Source organism: Pseudomonas sp. KBW05 (assembly GCF_003852405.1).
Lineage (GTDB): Bacteria > Pseudomonadota > Gammaproteobacteria > Pseudomonadales > Pseudomonadaceae > Aquipseudomonas.
This window is the reverse complement of record NZ_QAJM01000024.1, coordinates 184,645-197,165: the sequence shown is the minus strand read 5'-3', so window position 1 is coordinate 197,165 and position 12,521 is coordinate 184,645. Positions and strand designations below refer to the sequence as shown.

Sequence of the window (12,521 nt, the reverse complement as noted above, 5' to 3'; positions counted from 1 at the left end):
ATGTGGGTGAGTCATACCGGCGAGGACCTTTTGCTTACTTTTGGGTCCTTCCAAAAGTGAGCCGCTGTAAGAGCGGAACCGTCAGTGGCCGTGACCGCAGCAATGGATATGTACTCCGACCAAAAAGCTCCAGCGCCCGACACATAGCCTTCGCGAGCAAGCCCGCTCCCACATTTGGACCGGTGTCCATCCGACAAACTGCGATCGTCTGTCAGGAAGCTATCGCAGGCAAGCCAGCTCCCACAGTAGAGCCGGTTTACACCCGGTAAAAAATGCCCGACTGCCAGTCCCTCGCCACGGGTCCAGCAGTAATGCTCAATGTTGTTTAGATACCTATAGCCCCCATAGCCAGCCTTGATTCGCCGACCCGCCCGCCCCCACCTAAACTCTGTTCAAGTTGTTTCAACGGACAGAGGATTTTTCATCATGGGCAAACGTCACCCCAATCTCCCCGCCTGGCAATGGCGCAACTACCCGCAAAACCATCAGCACCCGACCAACCTGGCGTTGCACCTGATTGCCGTGCCGCTGTTCATCGTCGGGTTTCTGTTGATTGTGTCCGGGGTGTTCAGCCTGAGCCTGGCCAGTTTCGCCATTGGTGTGGTCGGCATCGTTGCCGGCCTGGCGTTGCAGCGTCACGGCCATAGCCTTGAAGCCCAGGCCAGTGAGCCGTTCAGTGATCGCACAGACGCCGTACAGCGCCTGGTGGTCGAGCAGTTCGTGACCTTCCCGCGTTTTGTCCTGAGCGGTGGCTGGTGGCGCGCCTGGCGGCAGCGCCATCGGCATTAAGCGAACACCACCACGGTCTGGCGGCTGATAGCAATCAACGCGCCGCTCGGGCTCCACAGCGCGGCGGCAGCGTGGCCATAGCCGTCGCGGGCATGCTCGATGGTTACGTAGTATTGGCACCAGTCCAACGTCGAAAGGTCCTGCAAGGGTTGGATAAATTCGATAGTCCAGGTCAGCGTGCTGCCCGGCGCGGGCTTCTTCAGGTGCGGCAGCAAGGCCGGGGGCCAGGCGTCCACCAGGGCGAGGATGTGCGCCTCGGTCAGCGGTTCTTCTTTCACATCACCACGCAGTCGGACCCAGCCGCCCATATCGCGGGACTTGTTCCCGGTAAACGGTAGGCCGCCGACACTCCAGCGCATCGCCAAATGGCGCATGAACTCCGGGGTGACGCCCTTGATATAGGGCAGTTCCTGGCATTCGTCCCAATGCTTGAACACCGGCGGCGCTTCGCTTTCAACCGTAATTTCCGACTCCCGAGACCCACCGAAACTGGCCTGCACCAGCGTCGCCACTTCGCCGTTCTGCACCACGCGACCGAGCAATTGGCTGACGGCCTTGCCTTCGCGCAACACTTCGACTTGATAGCTGGCCGGTACATCGGGCGCCACTGGGCCGACGAAGGTGATCGCCAACGAGCGCAATGGCCGATCTGCCGGAACCTGGGCACGCAGCGCTTCGTATTGCAACGCGGCAACCAGGCCGCCAAAGGTGGCACGGCCTTGAGCCCATTCGGCGGGGATGGTGACGTCTTGCGGGTGGCTTCGGGCGGCATCGAGCAAATCACTAAAGCGCATGGCGACCTCACATCAAAAGAAACGGATGGGCGATCTTAACCAGCGTGTTGGCCGGGTACAGCGCCTATTCCGGCCAAAAGCCGGACGATTGTAGGACACGGAGCGTCCTGGGCTGCGTTCCCACGCGGGGCGTGGGGACGATCAGGTGTCAGAAACAATCGGTGCGGAGTTTATCCAGCACGCGGTCCGCCTGCCCTTCTGCCTTGGCCATGGTGCGCTGCCACACAGCTACGCAGGGTTGCAGATCAGGCTGGTGTTCGGCCTGGGCCAGCCACTGCCAGCAGTCGTGCCAATCCCCCAGGGCACCCTGGGCTTTCTTCAGGCGGGACATGGCGTTGGTGGGGAGCTTGTTCAATTCGGGGTAGGCCTCGGCGGCATAGCGTACGCGCTTGATCAGCAACCGCAGGCGGTGGCGATCATGGCCTGGGTCCTTCAAGGCGACGTCGAGGGCCTGCCATTGCTTAGCCAGACGCTTCTCGATGCGCGGGCGCAGGCCCTTGAGCAATTTCTGATGTTCGGATGCGCGGATAAAGCGCGGGAAGGCATCGAGGATCAGCAGCAGCTGCGCCAACTCGGGGCTTTGCGCCACGTGGCGATACGCCTCGGGTTGCAGGCGCAGGCGCCGGTCAGCCGCCTCGTGATAACCGTGCTGGTGCAAATAGGCTGCCAGCACCTCGCGGTCACGCAGCGGCGTGGTCAATTGGCCGACCGCGCTGGCGGCCGATTCAAGCTGTTCCACGCCCGGCAGCCCACGCAAGGGGCGCAACAAGCTGCGCAGGCGGCGCACGGTGGTGCGCAGGTCATGCAGGGCTTCATCGTCGGTGACGGCGGTGAGACGAGCCTGGCAGCTCAGCAACCCTACTTCCAGGCCAATGACCTGAGCGACTAACTGATCGACCAACGCTGACATCCTGCCCTCACTCTCCGATGAAAATTCCTACTCGCTGCTCGGATCAACGCCCGGCGCGCGACTCACGAATATAGAACCGCGCTTTCTCGGCCTTGTTGGCACAGCCTTCAAACGCTTCAAATTGCTGCTGGGTCTTGGCACCGGTCAGCAGGGACAGGGCCTTGGAGTAGCTGACAGTCCCGGCGAACCCTTCGGCCTTGGCCAGGTCCAGCTCGTGCCAAGCGGCATCCAATTGCGTGCCGCAGCTGTCGCGGTACGCGGTTTTCCCGGCACAACCAGCCAGGGCCAACACGATCACAGGCACACACATCCAGGCTTTCATCGATGACACCTCAAAATAAAGAAAAACAGTCGTACGTTGTAGACGTTGCCTACATGAAAAAGTGCCTTGTCCTTAGCCTGAAATCGGTCGTACCTATCACCAGAGCATACCCGAGGCTTAGCACTCCCGCTGCGAAGATTGAAGCCGCCCCCTCAATGGGTGCATTGTGGGCACCTGCCATCTGTAGGACATGACCATGAAGAAACGTGTTGCCTTGGTACTGGGCTCTGGCGGTGCCCGGGGCTACGCCCATATCGGCGTGATTGAAGAGATCGAACGACGGGGCTATGACATCGCCTGTGTCGCCGGTTGCTCCATGGGCGCCGTGGTCGGTGGCATCTACGCCGCCGGCAAGCTGGATGAGTACCGCAACTGGATCGAAAGCCTCGACTACCTCGACGTGCTGCGCCTGGTGGACGTGAGCTTTCGCCTCGGGGCAATTCGTGGCGAGAAGGTCTTCGGCCAGATCCGCAAGATCGTTGGCGAGTTGAATATCGAAGAGTTGCGCATCCCCTACACCGCCGTCGCCACCGACCTCACCAACCAACAGGAAATCTGGTTCCAGGAAGGCTGCCTGCACCAGGCCATGCGTGCTTCGGCGGCGATCCCCAGCCTGTTCACGCCGGTGATGCAAGGCAACCGCATGCTGGTGGACGGCGGCCTGCTCAACCCGCTGCCCATCGTGCCGGTGGTGTCGAGCCATTGCGATTTGATCATCGCGGTCAACCTCAACGCCACCAACCAGAAGCACTACCAACTGCCGGTGATCCAGCGCCCACCGGCGTTCAAGAGCCGCTTCAACAGCCTGGCCAAATCACTCGGTTCGCACCTGCCGTTTCGGCGTAAGCAGGCCGAGCAATTGATGAAGCTGGAACAGGAAGCCTTGCAGGCCGAAGCCGCCGACATCAACCCGTGGCTGGACGCGGCAGAACCCGAATCCCAGCAACCCGCCGCCGCACCGGAAAAGGCTGGCGCGCCGAAGTCGGCCACCGGTTCGTTCATCATTGATAACGTGGGGCCGGCGTCGTTGCTGGACCTGATCAACCAGAGTTTCGAGGTGATGCAGACGTCATTGGCGCAGTACAAGATTGCCGGGTACCCGCCGGATGTATTGATCAACGTGCCGAAGCGGGTGTGCCGGTTTTTCGAGTTCTACAAGGCGCCGGAGTTGATCGCGTTGGGGCGGGAGATTGCGCGGGACACCTTGGATCGGTATGAGAGTGAGCAGGGCTGAAATTTTGGCTGTTGCTGATGGCCCCTTCGCGAGCAAGCCCGCTCCCACACTTGACCGTGTTCCAACATTTGAAATGCGGTCAAATGTGGGAGCGGGCTTGCTCGCGAAGAGGCCGGCACACACAACGCAAATCTAAGCGCTCAACAACCGATACCCCACCCCCGCCTCCGTCACGATAAACCGCGGCTGCGTCGGATCATCCGCCAGCTTCTGCCGCAAATGCCCCACCACAATCCGCAGGTAGTGACTGTCTTCGGTGTGCGTCGGCCCCCAGATATCCTTGAGCAATTGCTGCTGGGTAATCACCCGTCCTGGATGCCGCGCCAGTTGCGCCAGCACCGCGTATTCCTTGCGCGTCAGGGCGACTTCGACGCCGTCCAGCAGCACGCGGCGGTAGGCCAGGTCCACGGTCAGCGGGCCGAACGACAGCGCCGCTTCCTGCGCCTCCCCCGCCGGCGCCTGGCGCAGCAGCGCACGCACGCGGGCGAGAAATTCCTGGATACCAAAGGGCTTGGTCACATAGTCATTGGCGCCGCCGTCCAGGGCTTCGACTTTCTGCCCTTCGCTGGCGCGCACCGACAGCACCAGTACCGGCACCGTGGACCACTCGCGAAATTCGCGCAGCACCTGCTGGCCGTCCATGTCCGGCAGGCCGAGGTCGAGCACCAGCAAGTCCGGTTTACTCAGTGCTGCCTGGGCCAGGCCTTCGTTGCCGGTACCGGCCTCGATCACCTTGTAGCCCTGGGAAGCCAGGCTGATACGCAGGAATTTGCGGATCTGCGGTTCGTCATCAATGACCAAAATCGTCGCGGTCTGGCTCATGGTGTCCAATCAGAATCGGGAGAGAAAACAGGGTAGCTCATGCCTCGCGCTCCAGGCCAGGCTGGGTCGGCAACGGCAGGAACAGGGTGATGCAAGTACCGCGGCCATCGATGCCGTCGGCCACACCAATATGCCCGCCGTGGGCGCCGACCATGCCCTGGCAGATCGCCAGGCCAAGGCCCGTGCCCTGCCCGCCGCGATCGCCACGGGCGGCGGTGTAGAACATGTCGAAAATCTTCGCGCGCTCGTCCTCGGGAATGCCGGGACCTTCGTCGGCGACGGCAAAAAACAGCTGGTTATCCACTACCCCCGCGCTCAACTGCAAACGCCCATGGACCGGCGAAAAGCGCGCGGCGTTTTCCAGCACATTGACCAAAGCCTGCTCGATCAGCGCCGCGTGCACATACAGCAATGGCAACTGTGCCGGCACCTCGGTGTGCACCTGCAGCGGCGCCAGTACGGCGCGCAATCGGCCGAGGGCACTGCCGACGATATCACCCGGCGATACCCAGTCCCGCGCCAGCTTCAACGCGCCGTGGCCCAGGCGCGTCATGTCCAGCAGGTTCTGGATGTAGCGGTCGAGGCGCTCGGCTTCATCGCGGGTGCCTTCCAGCAGTTCGCGGCGATCCTCCAGCGGGATGGCCTCGCCGAGGGCCAGCAGGCTGTCGATGCTGCCGCGCATGGAGGTCAGCGGCGTGCGCAAATCGTGGGACACCGAGGCGAGCAAGGCGCTGCGCAGTTGCTCGGTTTCGCCGTGCAGGCGTGCCGACTCCAACTCCTGCGCCAGTTGCGCACGGGCCAGGGCTTGCGCCAGCGGCTGGCTCAAGGCCGTCAGCAGGCGGCGGCGCTGGCCGCTCAATTCCAGGCCCGGTTTGGGGCTCACGCCGAGCAAGCCCAGCGGCCCTTCTTCAGCGGATAACGGCCACCACCACCAACGTCCAAGCGGCAAGGTGCCGGTGCCCATGCCGGCCGGTTGATCGTGCTGCCAGGCCCAGTCCGCAGCGGCGCGTTCGCCTTCGGTGAGGGTCAGCGGGCCACCGGTTTCGATCGTCCAACCACCCTGGCCGTCGCGATTGACCAGGCACAGGTCGAGGTCGCTCCAGCCTTCCAGGTGATGGGCCGCCGCGCTGATCACCGCCTGGCGGTCAGTGGCAGCGGTGAGCTTGCGCGACAGGTCGAGCAACTCGCTGGTTTCTTCCTGGGTGTCGCGCAGCGCCTGCAACTGTCGGCGTTGACGCGCTGCGAGGTTGCCGGTGAGCGCTGCCATCAGCAGGAAGAACAGCAAGGTCAGCACGTCTTCTTCACGTTGGATCGCGAAGGAGAAATTCGGCGGGATAAACAGGAAGTCATAGGTCATGAACGACAGCGCCGCGCACACCAGCGACGGGCCCAGGCTGCTGCGCACCGCCACCAGCAAGACTGCCGCGAGGAACACCAACGAGATATTCGGCAACGGCAATACGCTGGACACCGCCCAGGCCACCGCCGCCGCGACGACGGTCGCCACCACCGCCAGGCCGTAGTCGAACCACACCAGCCCACGCACATCCGGCAGGCGCGGCGGTGCGGGGATGTCGTCGCTGTCGAGGACGTTGATTTCCAACCCACGGGCATTGCGCAACAGGCGCGCCGCGAGCCCGCCACCGAATACCCGACGGCGCCAGCGCATGCGCGACTGCCCCACCAGCAGTAGGCTGGCACGGCGTTCGGCGGCGTGCTGGATCAGGGTCTTGGCCACCTCCCCGGCCCGCAGCAATACCACTTCGCCGCCCAGGCGTTCGGCCAGTTGTTGGGCGTTTTGCAGGCGCAGCCGCGATTGCTCATCCCGCGCGCCGCCGTTGTCGATATGCACCAGGCTCCACGGCAAATGCCGACGCTGCGCAACACGGCTGGCGTGACGCACCAGGCGTTCGGCCTGGGCATCTCCGTCCACGCCCACCAGCAGGCGACCGCGCACCGCTGGCGCGGCCTGGCCGAGTTGGCGGTAGCCTTGGGCCAAGTCGTCATCGACGTGGGCGGCGGCGGTCTGCATCGCCAGCTCGCGCAGGGCCATCAGGTTAGTCTGGGTGAAAAATGCGTCGATGGCCGCGCGTGCCTGTTCCGGCACATACACCTTGCCGTCGCGCAGACGCTCCAGCAGTTCGCGCGATGGCAGGTCGATCAGCAGCAGTTCGTCGGCCTCTTGCAGCACCCAGTCCGGCAGGGTTTCACGCACCTGCACGCCGGTGATGCCGCGCACTTGGTCGTTGAGGCTCTCCAGGTGCTGGACGTTGACCGTGGTGAAGACGTTGATGCCGGCAGCGAGCAGTTCCTGGATGTCTTGCCAGCGTTTTTCATGCCGGCTGCCGGGGGCGTTGCTGTGGGCCAGTTCGTCCACCAGCACCAGCTTGGGCTTGGCGGCGAGCAGGCCGTCGAGGTCCATTTCTTCGAGCATCACGCCGCGGTATTCGCTGCGCAATAACGGTTGCTGCGGCAGGCCGCTGAGCAAGGCTTCGGTCTCGGCGCGGCCGTGGGTCTCGACCACGCCGGCGATCAACTTCACGCCCTGGCGCAGCTGGGTGTGGGCGGCCTGGAGCATGGCGTAGGTCTTGCCCACGCCTGGCGCGGCGCCGAGGAAGACTTTGAGCCGGCCACGGCCGTTGCGGGGCAGATCGGCTAGCAGGGCATCGGCGCGGCCGGAGTCGCTCATGTAGGGGGTTCCTTCAGGTATTTATGTTCACTGAGGATCCAATGTGGGAGCGGGCTTGCTCGCGAAAGCGGTGGTTCAGTTGAAATACCTGTGACTGACACACCGCCTTCGCGAGCAAGCCCGCTCCCACAGGGGATTACAGTTTTTCCAGGGCCATGTTCAGCGCCAGCACATTCACCACCGGCGGCCCCACCAACGGGCTTTCGATGTGCTCATCCAGCAAACGTTGCAAGGTCGACACCGGCACATTCCGCGCCGCCGCCACGCGCGCCAGTTGATAGGCAATCGCCTCCGGTGGCAAGTGTGGATCAAGACCGCTGCCAGAGGTAGTCAACGAGGCCAAAGGCACTGGCCCCTGGCTTGGCACCAGCTGTTTGCTCGCATCGTCGAAGACGCGCGTGGCCAATGCCGGGTTGCTCGGGCCGAGGTTGCTGGCACTGCTGGAAACCGTGGCGAAGGCACCGGCGGATGGGCGCGGGTGGAACCAGTTGTCACCGCTGAAATCCTGGGCGATCAGGCTGGAGCCGCGCACCTTGCCGCTGGCGTCGTACACCAGGCTGCCGTTGGCCTGCTCGGGGAAGGCGACTTGGGCGACGCCGGTGACCACCAGTGGATAGGCGACGCCGGTAATCAGGGTCATGAGCACCAGCAGGCTCAGGGCCGGGCGGATGATGTTAGCCATGTTCAACTCCTTAACAAATCGAGAACCATTGTGGCGAGGGAGCTTGCTCCCTCGCCACAGACAGTCGTTGGACTTAGACCAGGTGCAGCGCGGTCAGCAGCATGTCGATGGCCTTGATGCCCACGAACGGTACCAACAGCCCGCCCACGCCGTAGATCAGCAGGTTGCGCCGCAGCAACGCCGCCGCACTCGCCGCCTGCACACGCACGCCGCGCAGGGCCAGGGGAATCAACACCACGATGATCAAGGCGTTGAACACGATGGCCGAGAGGATCGCGCTCTGCGGGCTCTGCAGGTGCATCACGTTGAGCACACCCAATTGCGGGTAGATCGAGGCGAACAGCGCCGGCAGGATCGCGAAGTACTTGGCCACGTCGTTGGCGATGGAAAAGGTCGTCAGTGCACCACGGGTCACCAGCAATTCCTTGCCGATCTGCACCACGTCCAGCAGCTTGGTGGGGTCGCTGTCGAGGTCGACCATGTTCGCCGCTTCGCGGGCAGCCTGGGTGCCGTCGTTCATCGCCATGCCGACGTCAGCCTGGGCCAGCGCCGGGGCGTCGTTGGCACCGTCACCGCACATCGCAACCAGGCGGCCGTCGTTTTGCTCGTGACGAATGCGCGCGAGTTTTTTCTCCGGGGTGGCTTCGGCCAGGACGTCATCCACGCCGGCTTCGGCAGCAATGGCGGCGGCGGTCAGCGGGTTATCGCCGGTGACCATCACGGTGCGAATCCCCAGCTTGCGCAGTTCGGCGAAACGTTCGCGGATGCCGGGCTTGACCACGTCCTTGAGGTGAATCGCACCGAGCAATTTGCCGTCGGCGCACACCAGCAACGGGGTGCCGCCGCTTTGGGCGATCTTGTCGATTTCCCGCGACAGCGCGGGTGCGAGGTCGCGGCGTTGTTGGCCGACAAAGGCCAGCAGCGAATCCACCGCGCCTTTGCGGAATACGCGGCCTTGGTAGTCGACGCCGGACAAGCGGGTTTCGGCGCTGAACGGTACGGCGGTCAGTGCGTCCAGGGACGGCTCGGCTTGGGGGTGCAGCGCACGCAGGTATTCGACGATGGATTTGCCTTCCGCCGTGTCGTCCGCCAGGGATGCCAGCAACGCGCCTTCGGCCAGCTCGCGGCCGCTGACGCCAGGCGCCGCGACCACCGCCGAGCAACGGCGGTTGCCAAAGGTGATGGTACCGGTCTTGTCCAGCAGCAGCACGTGCACGTCCCCCGCCGCCTCCACCGCGCGCCCGGATTTGGCGATCACGTTGAGGCGCACCAGGCGGTCCATGCCGGCGATGCCGATGGCCGACAACAGGCCGCCAATCGTCGTAGGAATCAACGTCACCAGCAGTGCGACCAGGAACACCAGGGGCAAGCTGCCATTGGCGAAGTGGGCGAACGGTTGCAGGGTCACCACCACCAGCAGGAAGATCAGGGTCAGGCCGATCAGCAGGATATCCAGCGCCACTTCGTTGGGGGTTTTCTGGCGTTTGGCGCCTTCGACCAGGGCGATCATGCGGTCCAGGGTGGACTCGCCGGGGTTGGCGGTGATGCGGATCAGCAGCCAGTCCGAGACCAGGCGCGTGTTGCCGGTGACCGCCGAACGGTCGCCGCCGGATTCACGAATCACCGGTGCGGATTCGCCGGTGATAGCCGCTTCGTTAACCGCCGCAATGCCTTCGATGACCTCGCCGTCACCAGGGATCATTTCCCCGGCGGCGACGCGCACCACATCGCCTTTGCGCAGGCTGGTGGCCGGCACGACCTTGAAGCTGCCGTCGGCTTCCTTGCGGCGTGCGCTGAGGCCTTCGCTGCCGGCCTTGAGGCTGTCGGCACGGGCCTTGCCACGCCCTTCGGCCAAGGCTTCGGCGAAGTTGGCGAACAGCACGGTGAACCACAACCACACAGCGATTTGCACGGCGACGAACGTCGGCACGGTGGTGTCGGGCACAAAGCACAGCACGGTGGTGAGGATGGCGGTCAGTTCGACCACCAACATCACCGGCGAGCGTTGCAGTTGGCGCGGGTCCAGCTTGACGAAGGCCTGGACCAGCGCCGGGCGCCACAGGGCGGAGATGGCGGTTTTGGCGGGCTCCTGGGTAGTCACGGGAGCGGCGTTTTTTGCAGGCATATTCATTGTCATATCCCCTTAGAAGCCCATGCTCAAATGTTCAGCAATGGGTCCCAGCGCCAGCGTCGGCAGGAAAGTCAGGCCGCCCACCAGCAAGATGGTCACGGTCAACAGGGTCACGAACAGCGGGCCATGGGTCGGGAAGCTGTTCTGGCCAATCGGTGCGGCCTTCTTCATCGCCAGGCTGCCGGCCAGGGCCAATACCGGGAGGATGTAGCCGAAGCGGCCGATCAACATGCCAAGGCCGAGCATCAGGTTGTGGAACGCGGTGTTGGCGCTGAAGCCGCCGAACGCCGAGCCGTTGTTGGCACTGGCCGAGGTGTAGGCGTAGAGCAACTGGCTGAAACCGTGGGGGCCGGGGTTGCTAATGGCACTTGCCGGGCCGGGCAGGCTGGCGGCGATGGCACCGAGGACAAGCACGCCCACCGGCATCACCAGCAAGGTCACCACGAGCAATTGCACTTCCTTGGCCTGGAGTTTCTTGCCGAGGTATTCCGGCGTGCGACCGATCATCAAGCCGGCGAGGAACACCGCGATCAACACGTTGAGCAACATGCCGTACATGCCGGCACCGACGCCGCCGAAGATCACTTCGCCGACCATCATGTTGACCAGCGCGACCATGCCGCTCAGCGGGCTGAGGCTGTCCTGCATGCCGTTGACCGAGCCGTTGGACGCCGCGGTGGTGGTCACCGACCAGAGCACGGTGCCGGTGGTACCGAAGCGCGCTTCCTTGCCTTCCAACGGTGCAGTCTGTTCGACAGCCGGGTGGCTCAGGGTCGGGTTGGGCTGGTACTCGGACCACAGCGAGGTGGCGCCGCCGATCAGGAACAACGCCAGCATGCAGCCGAGGATCGCGCGGCTCTGGCGCAGGTCCTTGACGTAGTGACCGAAGGTGAACACCAGCGCCACCGGGATCAGGATGATCGACGCCACCTCAAACAGGTTGGCCCACGCGGTCGGATCTTCAAACGGGTGCGCCGAGTTGACGCCGAAGAAGCCACCACCGTTGGTGCCCAGTTGCTTGATCGCAATCTGGCTGGCGGCCGGGCCGAGGGGGATCACCTGATCCACCCCCTGCATCGTCAACGCATCGACATAATGCGCAAAGGTCTGCGGCACGCCCTGCCACACCAGGAACAACGCCAGCACCAGGCACAGGGGCAGCAGTCCGTAGAGGGTGGCGCGGGTCATGTCGACCCAGAAGTTGCCCAGTGTCTGCGCGGATTTGCGCCCGATCCCACGGCACAACGCGACAAGGACGGCCAGGCCGGTGGCCGCACTGACGAAGTTCTGCACAGTCAGGCCAGCCATCTGGCTGAGGTAGCTCAGGGACGCCTCACCGCTGTAGGACTGCCAGTTGGTGTTGGTCATGAAACTGACGGCCGTGTTGAAGGCCAGCGTCCATTCCTGGCCCGGTAATTTCTGCGGGTTCAGTGGGAGGTAGTCCTGGAACAGCAGGATGGCGAACAGCAGCAGGAAGCCGGCGAGGTTGAATGCCAGCAGCGCCAGCATGTACTTCTGCCAGCTTTGTTCCTGATGTTCATCCACCCCCGAGAGGCGATAGCAGGCTTTTTCGACGGGCCCCAGGACCGGGCTCAGCCAGGTGCGCTGGCCTTCCATCACCTTGTAGTAGAACCGGCCCAGGAACGGCGCCGGCACCAACACCACGGCAAAGAAGGCGATGATCAGCCAATAGTCATAACTGTGCATGGCCAAGCTCCTAGTTCCGATCCGCGCGTAACAGCGCAACCAGCAGATAAATGAACAGCGCCACGGCCAATAGCAGTGACACCCCGTCCAGAACGCTCATGGAAGTTTCTCCGTTTTGCGGCGTATTGCCGCGTGTGGGGCAATTGTCCGCAGGAGTGGCGTAAAGGAACGAGAGCGAGGGTGTGGGTGGGGCGTAAAGACGGCGTAAAGAGTGGGTTTATGCGGGGATTACAGGGAGATTTGTGCTGGCTGGGAGGGCCTCATCGCGGGCGAGCCCGGCTCCCACAGTTTGATGGGTGCTCGCCTTGCGAACGCGGTCAAGTGTGGGAGCGGGCTTGCCCGCGATAGCGGCAGCTCAAACAACATCGCACTTATCTGGTGCAACCCTGCCGAGATTCAAACGCCAAACCATCCCCCCGACGACAGTTGCGTGCCTTTACG

Annotated in this window: 11 protein-coding genes; 2 read left to right on the top strand and 9 right to left on the bottom strand. The window is 63.6% G+C overall.

Annotation, left to right across the window (positions count from 1 at the left end; translation table 11 throughout):
* Positions 1-426: 426 nt before the first annotated feature.
* The gene (locus DBR46_RS23540) at positions 427-789 is read left to right on the top strand and encodes an Mpo1-like protein (RefSeq protein WP_124528138.1); all 363 of its coding nucleotides are present in this window, start codon (positions 427-429) and stop codon (positions 787-789) included.
* On the opposite strand, the gene DBR46_RS23535 is transcribed toward DBR46_RS23540, so the two are convergent.
* The 3 genes from DBR46_RS23535 to DBR46_RS23525 all read right to left on the bottom strand — a co-directional run bounded on the left by DBR46_RS23535 (position 786) and on the right by DBR46_RS23525 (position 2,815).
* Entirely contained in the window at positions 786-1,583 is a 798-nt protein-coding gene (locus DBR46_RS23535) for an acyl-CoA thioesterase II (protein ID WP_124528137.1), read from the bottom strand. The two genes, DBR46_RS23540 and DBR46_RS23535, sit on opposite strands and share 4 nt — an antisense overlap.
* Positions 1,584-1,731: 148 nt before the next feature.
* Positions 1,732-2,493, bottom strand: coding sequence for a CHAD domain-containing protein (locus DBR46_RS23530; RefSeq protein ID WP_124528136.1), 762 nt, complete (start codon positions 2,491-2,493; stop codon positions 1,732-1,734).
* A 43-nt stretch (positions 2,494-2,536) separates the two neighbouring features.
* Positions 2,537-2,815, bottom strand: a complete 279-nt coding sequence (locus tag DBR46_RS23525; protein ID WP_017734442.1) for a hypothetical protein — start codon at positions 2,813-2,815, stop codon at positions 2,537-2,539.
* A 196-nt stretch (positions 2,816-3,011) separates the two neighbouring features.
* Between DBR46_RS23525 and DBR46_RS23520 the strand changes: the two genes are divergently transcribed.
* The gene (locus DBR46_RS23520) at positions 3,012-4,049 is read left to right on the top strand and encodes a patatin-like phospholipase family protein (protein ID WP_124528135.1); all 1,038 of its coding nucleotides are present in this window, start codon (positions 3,012-3,014) and stop codon (positions 4,047-4,049) included.
* 132 nt (positions 4,050-4,181) lie between these two features.
* On the opposite strand, the gene DBR46_RS23515 is transcribed toward DBR46_RS23520, so the two are convergent.
* From DBR46_RS23515 to kdpF, 6 genes are all read right to left on the bottom strand, one after another.
* Complete coding sequence (locus tag DBR46_RS23515) at positions 4,182-4,871, bottom strand: response regulator (protein ID WP_101267897.1); 690 nt, start codon at positions 4,869-4,871, stop codon at positions 4,182-4,184.
* A 37-nt stretch (positions 4,872-4,908) separates the two neighbouring features.
* Positions 4,909-7,560: a sensor histidine kinase KdpD gene (locus tag DBR46_RS23510; protein ID WP_124528134.1), complete on the bottom strand. Its 2,652-nt coding sequence runs from the start codon at positions 7,558-7,560 to the stop codon at positions 4,909-4,911.
* 136 nt (positions 7,561-7,696) lie between these two features.
* The gene (gene kdpC / locus DBR46_RS23505) at positions 7,697-8,242 is read right to left on the bottom strand and encodes a potassium-transporting ATPase subunit KdpC (RefSeq protein WP_124528133.1); all 546 of its coding nucleotides are present in this window, start codon (positions 8,240-8,242) and stop codon (positions 7,697-7,699) included.
* Positions 8,243-8,315: 73 nt separating this feature from the next.
* Positions 8,316-10,379, bottom strand: coding sequence for a potassium-transporting ATPase subunit KdpB (gene kdpB, locus DBR46_RS23500; RefSeq protein ID WP_124528132.1), 2,064 nt, complete (start codon positions 10,377-10,379; stop codon positions 8,316-8,318).
* 6 nt (positions 10,380-10,385) lie between these two features.
* Complete coding sequence (gene kdpA / locus DBR46_RS23495) at positions 10,386-12,080, bottom strand: potassium-transporting ATPase subunit KdpA (RefSeq protein WP_124528131.1); 1,695 nt, start codon at positions 12,078-12,080, stop codon at positions 10,386-10,388.
* Positions 12,081-12,090: 10 nt separating this feature from the next.
* Complete coding sequence (kdpF, locus tag DBR46_RS23490; protein WP_003218754.1) at positions 12,091-12,180, bottom strand: K(+)-transporting ATPase subunit F; 90 nt, start codon at positions 12,178-12,180, stop codon at positions 12,091-12,093.
* Positions 12,181-12,521: the final 341 nt, after the last annotated feature.

Coding starts and splice junctions, on each gene's coding strand:
- kdpA (WP_124528131.1), bottom strand. CDS start 12,080: ATGCACAGTTATGACTATTGGCTGATCATCGCCTTCTTTGCCGTGGTG.
- DBR46_RS23525 (WP_017734442.1), bottom strand. CDS start 2,815: ATGAAAGCCTGGATGTGTGTGCCTGTGATCGTGTTGGCCCTGGCTGGT.
- kdpF (WP_003218754.1), bottom strand. CDS start 12,180: ATGAGCGTTCTGGACGGGGTGTCACTGCTATTGGCCGTGGCGCTGTTC.
- DBR46_RS23530 (WP_124528136.1), bottom strand. CDS start 2,493: ATGTCAGCGTTGGTCGATCAGTTAGTCGCTCAGGTCATTGGCCTGGAA.
- DBR46_RS23520 (WP_124528135.1), top strand. CDS start 3,012: ATGAAGAAACGTGTTGCCTTGGTACTGGGCTCTGGCGGTGCCCGGGGC.
- DBR46_RS23540 (WP_124528138.1), top strand. CDS start 427: ATGGGCAAACGTCACCCCAATCTCCCCGCCTGGCAATGGCGCAACTAC.
- kdpC (WP_124528133.1), bottom strand. CDS start 8,242: ATGGCTAACATCATCCGCCCGGCCCTGAGCCTGCTGGTGCTCATGACC.
- DBR46_RS23515 (WP_101267897.1), bottom strand. CDS start 4,871: ATGAGCCAGACCGCGACGATTTTGGTCATTGATGACGAACCGCAGATC.
- DBR46_RS23510 (WP_124528134.1), bottom strand. CDS start 7,560: ATGAGCGACTCCGGCCGCGCCGATGCCCTGCTAGCCGATCTGCCCCGC.
- DBR46_RS23535 (WP_124528137.1), bottom strand. CDS start 1,583: ATGCGCTTTAGTGATTTGCTCGATGCCGCCCGAAGCCACCCGCAAGAC.
- kdpB (WP_124528132.1), bottom strand. CDS start 10,379: ATGACAATGAATATGCCTGCAAAAAACGCCGCTCCCGTGACTACCCAG.